Genomic DNA, 17,999 nt, shown 5'->3' on the forward strand with positions numbered 1-17,999 from the left:
AGTTAGAGATGAAAAAGGCGCTTCTGGTGGTCAGCTTTGGCACCAGCTATCACGACACCTGTGAGAAAAATATTGTGGCTTGCGAGAGCGATCTCGCAGCCAGTTGCCCTGACCGCGACCTGTTTCGGGCGTTTACCTCCGGGATGATTATCCGCAAGCTCAAGCAGCGCGACGGCATTGAGATCGACACGCCGCTGCAGGCGCTGCAAAAGCTGGCGGAGCAGGGGTATCAGGACGTGGCTATTCAGTCGTTGCACATTATCAACGGTGATGAATACGAAAAAATTGTCCGCGAAGTGCAAAGCATGCGCCCGCTTTTTTCTCGCCTGACGCTGGGTGTTCCGCTGCTGAGCAGCCATGACGATTACGCCCAGCTGATGCTGGCGCTGCAACAGCAAATGCCGGTGCTTGGCGAAAATGAAAAAGTGGTGTTTATGGGACACGGTGCCAGCCATCATGCCTTTGCCGCCTATGCCTGCCTCGACCATATGATGACGGCACAGCGCTACCCGGCGCGGGTTGGGGCGGTGGAAAGCTACCCGGAAGTCGATGTGCTGATTGAAAGTTTGTCTCAGGAAGGGGTGACGGCGGTGCATCTGATGCCGCTGATGTTAGTTGCTGGCGATCATGCCATCAATGATATGGCCTCTGACGAAGAGGATTCCTGGAAAACATTGTTCAATGCGGCCGGGATACCGGCTACGCCGTGGCTCAGTGGTCTGGGTGAGAATCCGGCGGTTCGCGCTATGTTCGTGGCGCATTTACAACAGGCGCTTAATGTGGCGCTGGAGGAAGCAGCATGAGCGGAAAACTGTACGCATTAAGCACCGGGCCAGGCGCTTCCGATCTTATCACCGTGCGGGCCGCACGCACGCTGGGTACGCTGGATATTCTCTATGCGCCCGCCGGGCGTAAAGGTGGCGACAGTCTGGCGCTGTCGATCGTACGTGAATATATCGGTGAGCAGACCGAAGTTCGTTGCTGCCATTTTCCTATGAGTGCTGACAGCGCTGAAAAAGAGGCGGTATGGGATGACGTTGCGGCCGCGCTGGTTCAGGAAGTCGAAGCGGGTAAGCAGGTGGGCTTTATTACTCTCGGCGACGCCATGCTGTTCAGCACCTGGGTTTTTTTACTCCAGCGTATTGGCTGTCCTGACTGGTTAGAAATCGTCCCGGGCGTGACCTCTTTTGCTGCGATTGCAGCGCGCTCAAAAACGCCGCTCGCCATGGAGCAACAGTCACTGGCCGTGGTCTCCTGTACCGCGCCGGAAGCGGAAATCCAGCAGGCGTTAAAGCAGCATGACAGTCTGGTGCTGATGAAGGTATACGGTCGTTTTGCGCGCATCAAAGCGCTGCTGCAACAAGAGGGTTTGTTGGGCTGTGCATTGATGATGTCTGAAGCCACGCTGCCGGGTGAACAGTGCTGGCGTCATCTCGATGAGGTGAGCGACGATCAGCCGCTGCCTTATTTCTCGACCATTCTGGTCAATAAACAGTGGGAGTATGCACAATGAAGCTTGAACAACAGCTAAAACAGCTGTCTTTCAGCGGGTTGGCTGCGGCGCTATTACTGATGGTTGTTCCTGAACAAGCGTTCGCCATGCACATAATGGAAGGTTTCTTGCCGCCGATGTGGGCGCTGGCCTGGTGGCTGCTGTTTTTACCGTGCCTGTGGTACGGGCTGGTGCGGCTGCGCCAAATCGTGCAGGAAGATAGTCACCAAAAAGTATTACTGGCTCTGTGCGGCGCGTTTATTTTTGTGCTGTCGGCGCTGAAAATTCCTTCTGTTACCGGAAGTTGTTCGCACCCTACCGGGGTAGGCCTGGCGGTTATCCTGTTTGGACCGGGCGTGGTGGCAATCCTTGGGGCAATCGTCCTGCTGTTCCAGGCGCTGTTGCTGGCGCACGGTGGTTTGACAACGCTTGGCGCTAACGGCATGTCGATGGCGGTGATTGGCCCGGTGGTGGGTTACATGGTGTGGAAAATGGCCTGCCGTGCGGGATTGCGTCGTGATGTTTGCGTCTTCCTGTGCGCGATGCTGGCGGATCTCGTCACCTATTTCGTGACCTCGGTGCAACTGGGCGTGGCGTTCCCGGACCCATCCGCCGGTGCTACGGGGTCAATCATCAAGTTCATGGGGATTTTCTGCCTGACGCAGATCCCAATTGCGATAGCGGAAGGTCTGCTCACCGTAATGATTTATGACCAGTTAACCAAACGGCAGTTGATTACCGCTCAAGGACATTAACGATGAAAAAGACGCTGATTTTGTTAGGGATGGTAGTGGCGCTGGTGATCCTGCCGTTCTTTATCAACCATGGTGGAGAGTACGGTGGCTCAGACGGTGAGGCGGAGAGTCAGATTCAGGCAATTGCCCCACATTATGAGCCGTGGTTCCAGCCCTTGTATGAACCGGCAAGCGGTGAGATTGAAAGCCTGCTGTTTACGCTCCAGGGATCGCTGGGCGCAGCCGTGATTTTCTACATTCTGGGTTACACCAAGGGCAGGCAACGTCGTGATGACCGGGCTTGACAGGCTTAGCTATCAAAGCCGCTGGTTTCATGTCTCACCCGTGCGGAAATTTCTGCTCTGGCTGATGATGATGATTCTGGCGTTTACTCTGCCCCCGTTGGGGCAGGGTATTGAGCTGTTACTGATTGCCGCGCTGAGCTGCTGGCTGCTGCGCATTTCCTTCTGGCGCTGGTGTCGCTGGATGGCATTACCGTTTGGTTTTCTGACGGTCGGCGTCGTGACCATTCTGTTTAGTTTTAGCCGCGATCCGCAGACGCTGCTGGCCAGCATCCCCGTTGGAAGCTATTGGTTAGGCGTTAGCGCGCCAGGGCTTGTCACCGCCAATGAAACCTTCTGGCGCAGCCTGGCTGCGCTGGCGGCAACGTTCTGGCTGGTACTGAATCTGCCGTTTCCGCAATTGATTATCTTACTCAAACGCGCGCACGTTCCTCGCCTGCTCACTGAGCAGATCCTGCTAACCTGGCGCTTTATTTTTATCCTGTTAGACGAGGCGCTGGCTATTCATCGCGCACAAACGCTACGTTTTGGTTATCGTAGCTTGCCGTTGGGCTATCGCTCGCTGGCGATGCTGGTGGGATTGCTGTTTACCCGCGTGTTGATCCGCTACCAGCAAATGACCACCACACTGGATATCAAACTGTATCAGGGTGATTTTCACCTGTAAGGAAAAGTATGCTTGCCACTTCAGCGCTTTGGTTTCGCTATCAGGATGACCCGATCCTCAAAGGGCTAACGCTGGACTTTTCAACGCATGCCGTCACCGGGCTGGTAGGTGCTAATGGCTGCGGGAAATCCACGCTGTTTATGAACCTGAGTGGTTTACTGCGCCCGCAGGAAGGCGCGGTGATGTGGCAAGGCAAACCGCTGGATTACAGCAAGCGCGGCCTGCTGGCGCTGCGTCAGCAGGTGGCAACCGTATTTCAGGATCCCGATCAGCAAATTTTTTATACCGATATCGACAGCGATATTGCCTTCAGCCTGCGCAACCTTGGGGTGGATGAAGCTGAAATCTCCCGCCGGGTGGATGATGCGCTCACGCTGGTCGATGCCCAGCATTTTCGCCATCAGCCTATTCAGTGTTTAAGCCACGGGCAAAAAAAACGTGTGGCGATTGCCGGGGCGTTGGTGTTGCAGGCGCAGTATTTGCTACTGGATGAGCCTACTGCGGGCCTTGACCCATCAGGTCGCACGCAGATGATTGAGATAATCAAACGCATCGTAGCGCAAGGAAACCACGTGGTTATCTCCAGCCATGATATCGATCTTATCTATGAAGTCAGCGATGCAGTGTACGTTTTACGCCGGGGTGAAGTGCTAACACACGGCTCGCCGGGTGATGTGTTTGCCCGGACGGATCTTATTGAACAAGCGGGATTAACTCAGCCCTGGCTGGTGAAGCTGCATACCGAGCTGGGCTTCCCGCTGTGTAAAACAGAGGCTGAATTTTTTAGCTGTATGCGAGAGAACGCACTGAAGGAGGCGTCATGACGCAGGCAATAATGTTGCAGGGAACGGCATCTGATGTAGGTAAAAGCGTGTTGGTCGCCGGTCTGTGTCGAATTTTTTATCAGGATGGACTGCGTACCGCACCGTTCAAATCGCAGAACATGGCGCTGAACTCTGGCATTACGCCAGAGGGCAAAGAGATGGGGCGCGCGCAAATTTTTCAGGCTGAGGCCGCCGGTATTACGCCAGATGTGCGTATGAATCCGGTGCTGCTTAAGCCGACCAGCGATCGTAAAGCGCAGGTTGTGCTGATGGGCAAAGTGGCAACCGATATGGATGCGGTGAGCTACCACGAGTACAAACCGAAACTACGGGATCAAATCCTGTCTGTTTATAACAGTCTGGCGCAGGAGTTCGATGTGCTGGTACTGGAAGGGGCGGGAAGCCCGGCTGAGATTAACCTGCGCGATCGCGATATCGTCAATATGGGGATGGCAGAAATGGCACAGTGCCCTGTCGTTCTGGTGGCGGATATCGACCGCGGCGGGGTGTTTGCCTCCATTTACGGCACGCTGGCGCTACTGCACGACCATGAACGCGCCAGGGTAAAAGGGGTGATCATCAATAAGTTTCGCGGTGATGTGGCGTTGCTGTATTCCGGGATTGAGCAAATTGAAGCGCTGACCGGCGTTCCGGTCCTGGGCGTCATGCCATGGCTGGACGTTGATCTGGAAGATGAAGATGGCGTTGCGCTGCAAAAGGGCAAATATTTGCGCACAGACAAACGCGACATCGATATCGCCGTTGTTCAGATACCACACATTTCTAACTTTACTGATTTCAATGCGCTTGCCGCACAGCCGGATGTGCGCGTGCGCTATGTTCGCCAGCCTGAAGAGTTGGCGGGGGCCGATCTGGTGATTCTGCCCGGCAGCAAAAACACCCTGGGCGATCTGGTGTGGCTGCGTGAAAGCGGGATGGCGCATGGCGTGGTGCAATTACATCGTAATAACGTACCCGTAGTGGGGATTTGCGGTGGCTATCAAATGCTCGGCGAAACCATCATTGATGAAGTTGAGTCAGGACTCGGTACGTTGCCGGGTCTGGGCTTGCTCAATACCGTAACGCATTTTGCCCAGCACAAAACCACGACCCTGGTTGAGGGACAAATGTCCTCCTCGCTGCCGGACTGGCTGGCGGGTACCGCGGGATTATCCGTTCGCGGTTATGAAATTCATATGGGCGAAACGGCATTAACCGAGGAATGCCGGTCGGTGATGACGCTGCGTAAAGACGGCGGTAACGTGGCTGATGGCGCGGTCACTGCCGATGGCCTGGCGTTCGGCACCTATCTTCACGGTCTGTTCGACAGCGATGAATTTACCCGTGCGCTGGTTAATGGCTTGCGAGAACGTAAAGGGTTAGCGCCGCTGGATTCCACCTTCCATTACGCGCAATATAAATCGCAGCAGTTTGATCTGCTGGCGGATGCGATGCGGCAACACATCGATATTGAGAAAATTTATACCATCATGCAGCAACACCGGGAGCCAGTATGATGATTCTGGTGACTGGCGGCGCGCGAAGCGGCAAGAGTCGGCATGCGGAAGCGCTGATCGCAGATTCTCCAAACGTTTTGTATATCGCGACTTCGCAGATTTTTGATGAGGAGATGGCTGCGCGAATTCAGCATCATCGTGACGGACGTCCTGCGCACTGGCGGACAGCCGAACGCTGGCAACATCTCGATGAACTGATTACGGCAGCAAACGATCCACAAGAAGCCATTCTGCTGGAGTGTATCACCACGATGGTGACTAACCTGCTGTTTGCGCTGGGCGGTGACAGCGACCCGGATAGCTGGGATTACGCGGCGATGGAGCAATCTATTGAGGATGAAATTCGTTCGCTGATTGCGGCCTGTCAGCGTTGTCCGGCGAAGGTTGTGCTGGTCACTAACGAAGTCGGAATGGGGATTGTTCCGGAGAACCGTCTGGCACGGCATTTTCGCGATATTGCAGGACGCGTGAACCAGCGACTGGCGGCGGCGGCTGATGAGGTCTGGCTGGTGGTATCAGGAATTGGAGTCAAAATTAAATGAGTAAGTTGTTCTGGGCAATGCTCTCTTTTATTAGTCGCTTGCCCGTTCCTGCTCGCTGGTCGCAAGGACTGGATTTCGAGCACTATTCGCGTGGCATTGTGATGTTCCCGCTAATTGGCGTGGTGCTGGGAGGGCTGACGGGGCTGGTCTTTATGGCGCTGCAGCCCTGGTGTGGGGTGCCGTTGGCGGCCCTGTTTGCAGTCCTCACGCTGGCGTTATTGACCGGGGGATTTCATCTCGACGGTCTGGCGGATACCTGTGACGGTATTTTTTCGGCGCGTCGACGCGAGCGGATGCTGGAAATCATGCGTGACAGCCGCCTGGGGACCCACGGTGGACTGGCGTTAATTTTCGTGTTGCTGGCAAAAGTGCTGGTGGTGAGCGAACTGGCTTTGCGGGGCACGCCGATGCTGGCGGCGCTTGCAGCCGCTTGTGTCGCCGGGCGGGGTACCGCTGTTTTGCTGATGTATCGACATCGCTACGCCCGCGAAGAAGGGCTGGGCAACGTCTTTATCGGTAAAGTCACCGGGCGTCAAACCTGCGTCACGTTGGGATTCGCGGCGATCCTGGCTGCCGTGCTTCTTCCTGGCATGCGCGGCGTGGCGGCGCTGGTTATCACGATAGTGGCGATTTTTATTCTTGGGCAGTTATTAAAACGCACGTTGGGTGGGCAGACCGGCGATACGCTGGGCGCGGCCATTGAACTTGGCGAGTTGATTTTCCTGCTGGCTCTGCTCTGAGTCAGCCAACATACTGGAACCCTTATGCAGACTTTAACCTCTTTACTCCACGCAATCCCTTCACCTGATAGTGCTGCGATGCTGCGTGCACAGCAGCATGTCGATGGCTTGCTTAAACCGCCAGGAAGTCTTGGTCGACTCGAGTCGCTCGCCGTGCAACTGGCCGGAATGCCGGGTCTGAAGGGCGTACCGCATGTGAATGGCAAAGCGATGCTGGTGATGTGCGCCGATCACGGTGTATGGGATGAAGGGGTTGCTGTTTCGCCTAAAATCGTCACGGCTATTCAGGCTGCTAATATGACGCGTGGGACGACAGGCGTTTGTGTGCTTGCCGCTCAGGCGGGGGCAAAGGTACATGTGATTGATGTCGGCATCGATGCTGAGCTTATCCCTGGCGTGGTGAATATGCGCGTGGCGCGCGGCTGCGGCAATATTGCACAAGGCCCGGCGATGAGTCGTTCGCAGGCCGAGGAGCTGCTGCTGGAGGTTATCCGCTATACCCATGAGCTGGCCAAAGATGGCGTAACGCTGTTTGGCGTCGGTGAACTTGGTATGGCAAATACGACACCAGCGGCGGCAATCGTCAGCGTGCTGACCGGCAGCGATGCCGAGGATGTGGTGGGTATCGGCGCTAACCTGCCGCTTTCAAGAGTAGGAAATAAAGTCGATGTTGTGCGGCGATCAATTGCCGTCAATCAACCGGATCGTAATGACGGTATCGATGTGCTGGCTAAGGTAGGCGGGTTTGATCTGGTCGGCATGGCGGGGGTGATGTTGGGGGCTGCCTCCTGCGGCCTGCCGGTCGTGCTGGACGGTTTTCTCTCTTATTCCGCCGCGCTGGCGGCCTGCCAGATTGCGCCGCAGATTAAACCTTACCTGATCCCGTCACATTTCTCCGCCGAGAAGGGGGCTCGCACCGCGCTGGCGCATCTTGAACTGGAGCCGTATCTCAATATGGGGATGCGTTTGGGCGAAGGCAGCGGGGCCGCGCTGGCGATGCCGATTGTTGAAGCCGCCTGTGCAATGTACAACAACATGGGGCAGCTTGCCGCCAGCAACATTGTGCTTCCGGATGGTAAGGAAGCATAGTTACGTGAGTTCCTGATCCCGCCTTATGGCGGTTTTTTTTATGCGGATTTTAGTCGTAACCCACTAAAACAGATAATAAAAGCTATAATTAACGGATATCTGCTGCGGCGAAGGAAAGGAAAAAGATGCGTCGTGTAAAACTGCTTTGTTCACTCATTATGCTGCTCGTGAGTCAGAGCGCGCAGGCGGTGAGTTATCCGCTCCCGCCTGAAGGCAGTCGCCTGGTGGGGAGCCCTTTGACCATTACGGTACCTTCAGGAAACACTCAGCCGTTGGAAGCTTTTGCCGCGCAGTACGGACAGGGGTTGAGCAATATGCTGGAGGCCAATCCCGGCGTGGATGTTTTTCTGCCTAAGTCTGGCTCTACGCTGGTTGTGCCACAGCAACTGATATTACCGGATACTGTACGCGAGGGGATCGTAATCAACGTCGCAGAAATGCGCCTTTACTATTATCCCGCTGGCAGCAATACGGTTGAGGTTTTACCCATTGGCATTGGCCAGGCGGGTAGAGAAACGCCGCGTAACTGGGTGACGGCGGTAGAACGTAAGCAGGAAGCACCAAGCTGGACGCCTACGCCGAATACCCGGCGCGAATACGCAGCACGTGGGGAAAGCCTGCCGGCGTTTGTTCCTGCCGGGCCAGATAACCCGATGGGACTGTATGCGATTTATATCGGCAGGCTTTATGCCATTCATGGCACAAATGCGAATTTCGGTATTGGTCTGCGGGTAAGTCAGGGGTGTATCCGTTTACGTAATGACGACATTAAATATCTGTTTGATACCGTACCGGTAGGGACGCGTGTGCAACTGATAGACCGACCGGTGAAATACAGCGTAGAGCCTGACGGTAGTCGCTGGGTGGAAGTGCATGAACCACTGTCACGAAACCGGTCGGAATACGAGTCTGACAGAAAAGTTCCCTTGCCAGTCACCCCCGCGCTGCGCACCTTCATCAGCGGGAATGACGTGGATGTGAGTCGCGGAAATCAGGCACTGGAAAGACGCTCCGGCATGCCGGTGAATATCAGTCTGATTCAGACCCATTACTAATTTTCAAGGCGACCCTGTGACCTTTAGCATGGGTGGGCCGCTTTTTTAATTTGATACTGCCCCATTTTTACCACGCCAATATGGTCTGCCATTAGCTGCGCCTCGTGTTCGCTGTGTGTAACCAGCAGTGCCGTTTGCCCGGCGGCACGCAAAATATCCCGCACCTCGTTGCCAAGACGCTCACGCGTGCGCTTATCAAGGCTGGAGAAAGGCTCATCGAGCAGCAGGATTTCCGGATGCGGCGCCAGCGCGCGCGCAAGAGCGATACGCTGCTGTTGACCGCCGGACAGTTCATGCGGATAACGGCCGGCATGACTGTGCAACTCAACCATTTTTAACAGCTCCGCCACCCGGACCTGCTGCTGCTCACGCGGCATACGTCGTAACCCAAAGGCCACGTTTTGTTGCGCGGTCAGGTGAGGGAATAACGCATATTCCTGAAAGACCATGCCGACATGCCGTTTTTCCGGCGGCAGATGAACACCGGAACCGGCAACGCGGCGCTGCGACACATAGATCTCTCCGCTTCGCAGCCGTTCAAATCCGGCAACTGCGCGTAACACGGTGGTTTTTCCGCAACCTGAAGCGCCCAGTAGACAGGCGATCTCTCCTTTACGTACCGACATTGAAAACCCGCTCAGCACCGATTGCTGACTGTTGCCGTAGGCAACATGCACATCCTGGAGTCGTAATGCAATTTCTGACATTGTTACTCTCTTAACCACGGCGAGTCATCTGGTGACGCACCAACAAAATAACCGGTAGCGTGCCAGCTAAAACAATCATTAGCGCGGCGATAGCACCTTCTTCATAGGTTCCACGGGCGGCTTCTGCATACAGCAACGTTGCCAGCGTTTCGAAGTTTACCGGGCGCAACAGCAACGTTGTTGACAGTTCTTTCATGGCATCGGCAAAAACCAGCAGGGCGCTACTCACTAACGCCGGGCGCAGCAATGGGAAATGAACCCGTGCAAATGTGCCCGCACCATTCTCACCCAACAGACGAGAAGCCTGCTCCAGCGAAGGAGGAATGCGGCCCAGGCCGGAATCCAGTGCGCCGATAGCAATCGCCTGGAAACGCATGGCACAACAAATTACCAGCAGGATCCCCGCAGACATCAGCGGCAGGCCGCGAACATCCAGTAAATCTGCCAGCCAGCGGTCGACTGCCATGGCGGGGGTTAAAAAACCAATCGCCAGAATTGTACCGGGAACCGCGTAGCCTAAAGAAGCCAGACGCATTACACCACGGCGAAATCCTGGCATCGCGTTGTCTGCGGCGCTATGCCGCGCGCTCCAGGCCACCAACATACTGACGCAAACCACCACCAACGTGGTTCCCGCGGCCAGTGATAACGTATTTTGTAATGCAGACAGTAACGAGGAGGATATAGGGCTCTCGTCACCTATACGTTTGGCGCTTTCCCAGATTAAAAACAACACCGGGGCCAGAAAGCCCAGCACAACCGGCAGCGAAATAACGACACCGAGTAGCCAGCCACGCCAGCCTTGCACGCGGGTGGGTTGAATTTCCCGCAGGCTACGGCTGCTGAATCCCTGTTTTCTGCGGCCATAAAATTCCAGCGTCAGAATAAAGAATATAAACATCAGCATCATGCAGGCGATTTGCGCTGCGGCAGATAAATCAGAGCGAGAGATCCACGTGGTGTATACGGTAACGGTTAACGTTTGTACCCCGAGAAATTCCGACGCGCCAATATCGTTAAGCGTCTCCAGCAGCGCCAGACTGATCCCGACGGCCAGTGCCGGGCGTGCCATGGGGAGTGCAACACGAAAAAAGGTCCCGGTTGCGCTGCAACCCAGCGTACGTGCAGCTTCCAACAGATGGGCCGGCTGGCTGATAAACATGGCGCGGGTTGTCAGGTACACGTAAGGATAAAGTACTAATCCGAGCAGGATTATTGCGCCGGAAAGGGAACGTAAATCGGGCAGGCGGAACTGTCGCGGGCTGTCAAAGCCCAGTATGAAACGGATAAAGGTTTGCAGGGGGCCAATCGGATGCAGCAGATCGAGCCATGCAAAGGCAACGATGTAGGTAGGCATTGCCAGCGGCAACAGCAGCGCCCAACTGAGAATTTTTCGCCCAGGGAAATCCCATGCCGTTACCGCCCATGCGCTGCCTACGCCAATAACGCCAACCATTATCGCGACACCCGCTAGCAACAGCACGGTGTTTTTTAGCGCTGAAGGCAGTACATATGTCATAAGATTATCCCAGTGGGATAAATCAGCCTGGGTGGCCTGCCAGATCAGCGCAACGATGGGGGTCAGGACGCCAAGCGCGACGCACAACGCGCCAAGATGCAACGGCGTTAATAATGACTGCGGCCCGGAAACCAGGCCGCGTAACGTCGGAAACTGCAGCGATTTATTGATCGAATCCAACTTTATCTACCAGCAGGCTAGCTTGTTTACGATACTTCACGATCTCTGTGAGCGGTGTTTTATCGACGTCGATTTCACCGATTGTGGCGCTAATGACCGGGTCAAGCGTTACGCCTTTCAGTACCGGATATTCGAAGTTCGCTTTCGCATACTGCTGCTGGGCAGGCGCGGAAACCAGATATTCCATCAGCTTAACGGCATCGGCTTTATTTGGCGCATAGCGGGCAACGGCAGCGCCGCTGATGTTGACGTGCGTACCGCCATTTTCAAAGGTTGGTTTAACGACTTTAATGGCATCGCCCCACTGACGAGCATCGCTGCCTTCTTTGGCGTTTTTCATATGGCCGACATAATAGGAGTTTGCCAGGCCGATATCACAAATTCCACCGAGGATATCGCGGGCAACATCGCGATCGCCGCCGGTGGCTTTACGCGCCAGGTTAGCCTTCACGCCGCGCAGCCATTCTTCGGTTTTGGCTTCACCATGATGGGCAATCATCGCGGCGATCAGCGCCGTGTTGTAGGGGTGCTGACCGGAACGAATACAAACTTTACCTTTGTATTCTGGGCTGGCGAGCTGTTCGTAATGCCAGTTATCGATTGGCAGCGACTTCTCGGCATACAGTACGCGGGCGCGCATTGAAAGCGCAAACCACTGATTATCCGCACCGCGCAGATTCGCCGGAATGGCGGCTTTCAGCGCTTCTGACTCTACCGGCTGGGTGACGCCGGCTTCAACCAAATCGATGAGATTTCCGGCATCGACGGTCATCAGCAGGTCGGCAGGGGAGTTTTTGCCTTCAGCCTTAACACGCTCAAGCATACCGTCTTTGATATAGACCGTACTTACTTTGATACCGCTGGTTTTAGTCCAGCTATCAAGTAAAGGCTGGATCAGGCCCGGTTCACGGGTGGTGTAAAGCGTTAACGTTTCCTGAGCGAAAGCCGGCAGGCTGACAGAGAAGAGGAGGGCAGAGGCAAGCGTGATACGGCGCAATCCGGTGCGAGTCAGAGCATTCATCGTTTTTATCCCAGAGTAATTGGAACATACAGTGAACCGAGTCGGGGCTCGTTCTTTTGGCTCGCGTACAATAAATGATAATCACTAGCACTTACAATAATTGCAAAGTTTAAACGATTTACATTTACACAACTTTAATCAACGATGTGATGCGGCATGGAATGGGGAGTTATGGCAGACTGAGCGCTTATAGAGGCAGCTTTTACACAGACATGAAAAGCAAAAAGCCCGCTTAAGTTTCCTTAAGCGGGCTTCTTAAATTTGGCTCCTCTGACTGGACTCGAACCAGTGACATACGGATTAACAGTCCGCCGTTCTACCGACTGAACTACAGAGGAATCGTGTGAACGAGGCGCATATTACTGACCTCATCATGAGGTGTCAACAGTAAAATTAGCGCGTCATTTCAATTGGTTAATTAATCTTCAAATTCAGTGTTAATGCGTGTTTGGTGAGCGATAATCGTCGTCTCCCCGGGTATCTCGTAACCGCTCCATGGGGTTCTGGCGATAAAACTGGATGAAACGCTGCCATAAGGCAGGAAAACGCGGAGCAAATAATTCAGGAGCACTGAAAAAATACTCGGATAGCACGGCAAAGCATTCAGCAGGATCGGTCGCTGCGTAGGCATCTATACTGCACGCAGTTTCTCCAACCAGATCGATCTCATCCTGAATATTGTTCATTGCAGCATGCAGGTCGTGTTCCCAACCGGCGATATCGCGCAGGGGAATCGCCGGAATACCGCTGGCACGATCGCCATTACGCATATCAAGCTTGTGCGCCACTTCATGGATGATCAGATTAAAGCCGGAGGCATCAAAGGAATCCTGAATATCAAGCCAGTTGAGGATTATCGGGCCTTGTTGCCAACTCTGCCCGGACTGTACCACGCGTTGATTATGCACCAGCCCAATATCGTCCTCCCATTCATCGTCTACGACAAATGGGGCAGGGTAGATGAGAACTTCATGAAACCCGTCGAGCCACTCAATCCCCATTTCCAGAACAGGTAAACAGAATAGCAGAGCAATGCGCGCACTTTTTAGCGGGTCCAGCTCAAACCCCTGAAGAGCGACTAATCTTTTTTGTTGTAAAAAGCGCTCGGCCAGGGCAATAAGTCTGGCTTGTTCTTGCTCGGTGAGATTCACCAAAAGGGGAATAGCCAGGGCGTCGTCCCACGGCCAATCGTCACTCCGGGTTGCTTCTTGTTCTTTCCAGGGCCACTTAATCATCGTTTTGCTCGCAAACTCGTCACTTGAACGAAATTGACGGAACTGGGTCTGTTAAAATGCCAAATTACCTGGCATCATGGCAACCGCCAAAACGGAGAGATGCCAGAGCGGCTGAATGGACCGGTCTCGAAAACCGGAGTAGGGGTAACTCTACCGGGGGTTCAAATCCCCCTCTCTCCGCCACTATTCAAGCACTTAGCTCATTCCCTTTCAACGACTCATGTCACACTTGGTATAGTGTTGGTATATTCACTTGGTATAAAACTCGCCATCATCATCTTCTGATTTGCCCAAGACTGGAAGATCCAGTGTGGGAGAAATTTTCACTTTTCTGTCATAAACCACAACCTGGCTTTCAGTTTTGTGACCTGAGAATAGTTGCTTGTCCTTACTCGAGCCTTCGTAATCAGATATTCCCTTGGCTTTGAGATCATGAAAAGTACACGGCAGTTTTCTATCTGGTTTTTTTCCTGCTTACATCTGAACGTTTGTTTAAACAAATATTAATACCCCCTCTATGAGGAGGGGGAAACTATAATTCGTGATTTTTTTTCTGTGACGTAGGTGCAGTTAGATGGAATATTAGATTTAATAAATGACATTGCACCAATTTTGACATTGTCACCAATTTTCACAGAAAGACCAATGATGCATGTATTTGCACCTATGTCAACATTATTACCAATTGTTAACCTTAAAGATTTGCAATCCTTGTCTATTTGTCCTATTACGCAGTTTTGTCTGATAATAAAATTATCCCCAATGTCAACAGAGCCGTGAATAACGATGCCTGAATGGTGCGGGATCAATAAGCCTTTGCCTATATTTGCACCCAATCCTATTTCACAGCCAAATCTCTCAATTATCTTGTTATTCAGCTTTATTGCTGCTCTTTTTTGGTATTTCCCACCATTTTTGTACATTTCATTGGCTAGGCGCCACCAAAAAAGGAAGTTTCTGTGTCTTAATTTCTTCTCGCGTAGTAATCTTATGATTGAAAAATACGGTCTCCTTATAATCTCACTCTTCCAATAATAGAATAGTTCTTGTGAACGCCCGAATATTACGAATTTTAAGGCGATAATGTATTTAATCATAAATTTCCTTTAAGTAACATTATGTTTTGTTGAATTATTTTTGTAACTTTAACTTACGCTTAGCTACGATATTTTGATCTGTGTCTATGCCTTAATAAAGGAGTTTAGTTTTTCTTGTGGACCTTCTCTTTCATGACGAAATTCAGATTGTGTTATACCTACCACTTTGTGATGTTTGTTGTACTATTGTTACAAATAATGTATTTGATAAGGGAAGGTTTTGCAACATGCCTGACAGTAAAAATACCGACAAGTCAAAGACAGGCTTTTTCTTTCATGTCAAGGGGGAGCGAGAAGCTGATGGAGATTTTGGATCATATGAATGCAAAGGAAGTAAGGGGAGCGCTTTATTTCGCCGGTCAGGGTACCCAGCAACAGTGGGCAATTAAAAGAGAGATGCAGTCACCCCGATATACCACCCGCGATGAAGACCTGCTCCGGGTTAAGTAACAGGCTTAATTTAATCTGCTCCCTGATTTTTCACATTTCCGACGGCACGTGTTACGGCATGCCATATAAATTTATCAGCCGGCACGACACAGTCAGCTGCAATTTCAGCTGCTTCTTTCCCTCCAAGATCCTGCTTCATCCATTCGCGCGCGGCTTCCGGTAGCACTGGTAGCACTACCAACGGTTGTCTGTCGTAAATATCTACCAGTCCTTTGTCGGCCATTGTTTCAGACCGTGCGTTAATTAGCAGCGGTTTATCCCACCACCTCGGGCGTATCCCCAAAGTACAGGGTCAAGGTGCAGTTGTTCATCACGTTCACTCAGCAGCAGAACTTTGATGGCAGGTGCCACGTTGAAACGTCCGATGGGTCTGGATCGTATGGAATGTCGCGTTCAGCTTCTTCAGAGAGCAGGGCGAGATAGTCTTCACTCGTCATTTCAAGCACTTGCACGCCTTGCTTTCAACGACAGTTCTCATGGATGTCTTTTTCTTTGAGTATCCTCACAAGTTTATCGTTGTAATGCCCGTGTGGTAAAAAATACGCTTCGTTGAACAAAAAAAAGCCCGCAGCGCGGGCTTTTGAGTTTGTGGAGATTAGAACTGGTACACAATACCCATGGCAAACTGATCATCAACTGCGTTGCCAGTAATTGCGCCGTCTTCTTTATCCAGCAGGTTAAATTTATACGCTGTGTAGACGTTCATATTTTTATTGAAGTAGTACCAGGTGCCAAGCTCGACGTAATTCACGCGGTCAGCGTTAACACCGCCGGCCAGGTCCTTACCCTGCGAGTAAACGTAACCCAGGGATGGACGCAGACCAAAGTCGAACTGATATTGAACGACTGCTTCAACGTTTTGCGTTTTGTTTGCAAAACCCTGATCGGTTCCGGTTCGGGTCATATTACGCGTTTCGCCATACATCGCTGCCGCATAAATGCTGTTGGCGTCATATTTTGCTGCCAGGGACCAGACTTCAGCGTTGCTGCCATAGCCATCGATGGATTGTTTGTCCGCACGGTCGGATTTACCATACACCGCGACGACACCAAAGCCATCCACGTTATAGTCCACCGACATGCTGTAGCCGTCGCCATTTGCTTTAGTGACAGCGTGATCGTCATTTTTGCCCTGGTACTGCAGCGCGAAATTAAGACCCTCAACCATGCCGAAGAAGTCTGTGTTGCGGTAGGTCGCCACGCCGTTGGTACGACCGGTCATGAAATTATCCGTCGCAGCCCATGAATCGCCACCCCATTCAACCAGCATATCGGTGTAGGCTGCCGCATCGTAGGCTACGCCATAGTTACGACCGTAATCAAATGAGCCGTAATCCGCATATTTCAGGCCCGCGAAGGCCAGACGGGTTTTTTGCCCCTGAGATCCTTCCGCATTGCTGGCGTCGAGGTTGTGTTCAAACTGACCAAAACCTGTCAACTCGTTGCTGATCTGGGTTTCACCTTTCACCCCAAAACGGGCGTAAGAGGTGTCAGCATTTTCACTGTTACTGCTATCCGTATTCGACCAGATGCGTTCGCCTACCATCTTGCCGTAAAAATCAATTTTATTGCCGTTCTTATTATAAATTTCAGCCGCATTTGCTGCGCTTGCAGCAAATAAGGCAGGGAGAAGCAGTGCCAGTACTTTTCTTTTCATTATGTATTCCCTTTATATAATAATTAAAATGAATATGTAGCGCTATCTGAAAGACTACATTTGAATACTATCTATGAAGTTCATTTAATTTTAAATATAACATGTAACAAATGTATTTAAGATATTTCAAAATATTTCATTATTGCTTTTATATAATTAAAATTGCATGGCATTTGAATTAATATTATCCATATAAATGTATTTTTTATCATGTAGTTATGATTTCTTTTGTTCTATCTTGTTGAATGTATATTATTGATATTTGTTATTTATTTTGCATGCGGGATTATAATTGATCTGCTTGTTTTGAATAATGGATTTATATATCCGTTATGGTGATACTTATTTGGTGAATAATATGTATTGATGATGAAAAAGCGTCGACGGTAGTCTGACATGAGAATTGTTGCTAAGGTGGTTTTCTTTCTGCGAAGAGCGAGAGTATGGAACTACAGTACTGGCAGTCGAAATTTGAAGCCTGGTTACGTGACAATCATTCCGGGCACGACGCTGCCCATGACATCTTTCATTTTCGTCGCGTCTGGATGACATCACAAAAGTTGAGCATGGATGTGACCGTAGACTGGCTGGTGGTGCTGGCGGCGTGCTACTTCCACGATCTCGTCAGTTTGCCGAAGAATCATCCCGATCGTCATCGTTCGTCGGTACTGGCAGCCCAGGAAACGCGTCGCGTTTTGATGCGCGATTTTCCTGATTTCCCACAACAACGATTACCTGCCGTGTGCCATGCTATTGAGGCGCACAGTTTCAGCGCCAAAATCGTACCAGAAACCCTTGAAGCCAAAATCGTGCAGGATGCTGACCGGCTTGAGGCGTTGGGCGCAATTGGTTTAGCACGGGTATTTGCCGTGTCCGGCGCGTTAGGCGTGGCGCTGTTTGATGCGGAAGATCCGTTTTCCCGACAGCGTAGCCTTGATGATAAACAGTACGCACTCGATCACTTCCAGACCAAATTGTTGACGCTGCCGCTGACGATGCAAACTGAACACGGTCGGCATTTGGCGCAACATAATGCTGACTTCTTACTGACGTACATGGCGAAGCTGAGTGCGGAGTTAAAAGGAGAATATGAAATGCTGGATCTTGACGCGATTCAACCCTTTAAGCTGCGTTAGTCGCCAGTACAGCCGCAACGTCAACCGCACTAATT

18 protein-coding genes, 2 tRNA genes and 3 pseudogenes are annotated in these 17,999 nt (G+C 52.0%); 14 read left to right on the forward strand and 9 right to left on the reverse strand.

From position 1 onward, the window contains the following. Positions 1-8 precede the first annotated feature (8 nt). From HV345_RS09495 to ldtA, 11 genes are all read left to right on the forward strand, one after another. Complete coding sequence (locus tag HV345_RS09495; protein ID WP_019077091.1) at positions 9-803, forward strand: sirohydrochlorin cobaltochelatase; 795 nt, start codon at positions 9-11, stop codon at positions 801-803. Beyond that, a complete protein-coding gene (locus HV345_RS09500; RefSeq protein WP_016156863.1) occupies positions 800-1,513 on the forward strand; it encodes a cobalt-factor II C(20)-methyltransferase in 714 nt (237 codons plus the stop codon). Before HV345_RS09495 ends, HV345_RS09500 begins: the two co-directional genes overlap by 4 nt. Further along, on the forward strand, positions 1,510-2,247 hold the full coding sequence (gene cbiM, locus HV345_RS09505; protein WP_016153516.1) for a cobalt ECF transporter S component CbiM: 738 nt from the start codon (positions 1,510-1,512) through the stop codon (positions 2,245-2,247). Before HV345_RS09500 ends, cbiM begins: the two co-directional genes overlap by 4 nt. A 2-nt stretch (positions 2,248-2,249) precedes the next feature. Further along, on the forward strand, positions 2,250-2,531 hold the full coding sequence (locus tag HV345_RS09510) for an energy-coupling factor ABC transporter substrate-binding protein (RefSeq protein ID WP_006683999.1): 282 nt from the start codon (positions 2,250-2,252) through the stop codon (positions 2,529-2,531). After that, entirely contained in the window at positions 2,518-3,195 is a 678-nt protein-coding gene (locus tag HV345_RS09515; RefSeq protein ID WP_016156861.1) for an energy-coupling factor ABC transporter transmembrane protein, read from the forward strand. The genes HV345_RS09510 and HV345_RS09515 overlap by 14 nt, the downstream gene beginning before the upstream one ends. An 8-nt stretch (positions 3,196-3,203) precedes the next feature. Then, positions 3,204-4,019, forward strand: coding sequence for an energy-coupling factor ABC transporter ATP-binding protein (locus HV345_RS09520; protein WP_046275697.1), 816 nt, complete (start codon positions 3,204-3,206; stop codon positions 4,017-4,019). After that, the gene (locus HV345_RS09525; RefSeq protein ID WP_047357945.1) at positions 4,016-5,536 is read left to right on the forward strand and encodes a cobyric acid synthase; all 1,521 of its coding nucleotides are present in this window, start codon (positions 4,016-4,018) and stop codon (positions 5,534-5,536) included. The genes HV345_RS09520 and HV345_RS09525 overlap by 4 nt, the downstream gene beginning before the upstream one ends. Beyond that, positions 5,533-6,078, forward strand: coding sequence for a bifunctional adenosylcobinamide kinase/adenosylcobinamide-phosphate guanylyltransferase (cobU, locus tag HV345_RS09530; protein WP_016156859.1), 546 nt, complete (start codon positions 5,533-5,535; stop codon positions 6,076-6,078). Before HV345_RS09525 ends, cobU begins: the two co-directional genes overlap by 4 nt. Further along, entirely contained in the window at positions 6,075-6,818 is a 744-nt protein-coding gene (cobS, locus tag HV345_RS09535; protein ID WP_047415506.1) for an adenosylcobinamide-GDP ribazoletransferase, read from the forward strand. Before cobU ends, cobS begins: the two co-directional genes overlap by 4 nt. A 24-nt stretch (positions 6,819-6,842) precedes the next feature. Beyond that, positions 6,843-7,907 (forward strand): nicotinate-nucleotide--dimethylbenzimidazole phosphoribosyltransferase, encoded by a 1,065-nt coding sequence (gene cobT / locus HV345_RS09540; protein ID WP_181636549.1) that lies wholly within the window; start codon positions 6,843-6,845, stop codon positions 7,905-7,907. A 125-nt stretch (positions 7,908-8,032) separates the two neighbouring features. Next, positions 8,033-8,962: a L,D-transpeptidase gene (gene ldtA, locus HV345_RS09545; protein WP_053390209.1), complete on the forward strand. Its 930-nt coding sequence runs from the start codon at positions 8,033-8,035 to the stop codon at positions 8,960-8,962. A 23-nt stretch (positions 8,963-8,985) separates the two neighbouring features. Here ldtA and HV345_RS09550 read toward each other — a convergent pair whose 3' ends face one another. The 5 genes from HV345_RS09550 to mtfA form a co-directional block, all read right to left on the reverse strand. Then, positions 8,986-9,669 (reverse strand): ABC transporter ATP-binding protein, encoded by a 684-nt coding sequence (locus HV345_RS09550; protein ID WP_181636550.1) that lies wholly within the window; start codon positions 9,667-9,669, stop codon positions 8,986-8,988. Positions 9,670-9,679: 10 nt separating this feature from the next. Next, positions 9,680-11,368 carry an iron ABC transporter permease gene (locus HV345_RS09555; protein ID WP_181636551.1) on the reverse strand — a complete coding sequence of 563 codons (1,689 nt, stop codon included), beginning with the start codon at positions 11,366-11,368 and terminating at the stop codon, positions 9,680-9,682. Continuing rightward, positions 11,352-12,389, reverse strand: coding sequence for an extracellular solute-binding protein (locus tag HV345_RS09560; protein WP_047499042.1), 1,038 nt, complete (start codon positions 12,387-12,389; stop codon positions 11,352-11,354). The genes HV345_RS09555 and HV345_RS09560 overlap by 17 nt, the downstream gene beginning before the upstream one ends. Positions 12,390-12,651: 262 nt before the next feature. Further along, positions 12,652-12,727 (reverse strand) — tRNA-Asn (locus HV345_RS09565). Positions 12,728-12,826: 99 nt separating this feature from the next. Then, a complete protein-coding gene (gene mtfA / locus HV345_RS09570) occupies positions 12,827-13,624 on the reverse strand; it encodes a DgsA anti-repressor MtfA (RefSeq protein WP_047357950.1) in 798 nt (265 codons plus the stop codon). A gap of 93 nt (positions 13,625-13,717) precedes the next feature. Here mtfA and HV345_RS09575 point away from each other — a divergent pair. Next, positions 13,718-13,807 (forward strand) — tRNA-Ser (locus tag HV345_RS09575). Positions 13,808-13,873: 66 nt separating this feature from the next. On the opposite strand, the pseudogene HV345_RS26385 reads toward HV345_RS09575, so the two are convergent. Both HV345_RS26385 and HV345_RS09580 read right to left on the reverse strand, forming a co-directional pair. Then, a pseudogene (locus tag HV345_RS26385) lies at positions 13,874-14,068 on the reverse strand (hypothetical protein); the annotation flags it as partial. A 71-nt stretch (positions 14,069-14,139) separates the two neighbouring features. Beyond that, the gene (locus HV345_RS09580; protein WP_047416060.1) at positions 14,140-14,721 is read right to left on the reverse strand and encodes a serine acetyltransferase; all 582 of its coding nucleotides are present in this window, start codon (positions 14,719-14,721) and stop codon (positions 14,140-14,142) included. Positions 14,722-15,006: 285 nt separating this feature from the next. Between HV345_RS09580 and HV345_RS09585 the strand changes: the two are divergent. Then, a pseudogene (locus HV345_RS09585) lies at positions 15,007-15,171 on the forward strand (DUF4113 domain-containing protein); the annotation flags it as partial. 10 nt (positions 15,172-15,181) lie between these two features. On the opposite strand, the pseudogene HV345_RS09590 reads toward HV345_RS09585, so the two are convergent. Together HV345_RS09590 and HV345_RS09595 are read right to left on the reverse strand one after the other, a co-directional pair. Further along, a pseudogene (locus HV345_RS09590) lies at positions 15,182-15,608 on the reverse strand (SOS response-associated peptidase family protein). Between the two features lie 158 nt (positions 15,609-15,766). Then, a complete protein-coding gene (locus HV345_RS09595) occupies positions 15,767-16,828 on the reverse strand; it encodes a porin (RefSeq protein WP_181636552.1) in 1,062 nt (353 codons plus the stop codon). Positions 16,829-17,271: 443 nt separating this feature from the next. On the opposite strand from HV345_RS09595, the gene HV345_RS09600 reads away from it, so the two are divergent. Beyond that, positions 17,272-17,964, forward strand: coding sequence for a phosphohydrolase (locus HV345_RS09600; protein WP_181636553.1), 693 nt, complete (start codon positions 17,272-17,274; stop codon positions 17,962-17,964). Positions 17,965-17,999: the final 35 nt, after the last annotated feature.

Source organism: Citrobacter sp. RHBSTW-00986, from assembly GCF_013783065.1.
GTDB lineage: Bacteria > Pseudomonadota > Gammaproteobacteria > Enterobacterales > Enterobacteriaceae > Citrobacter > Citrobacter braakii.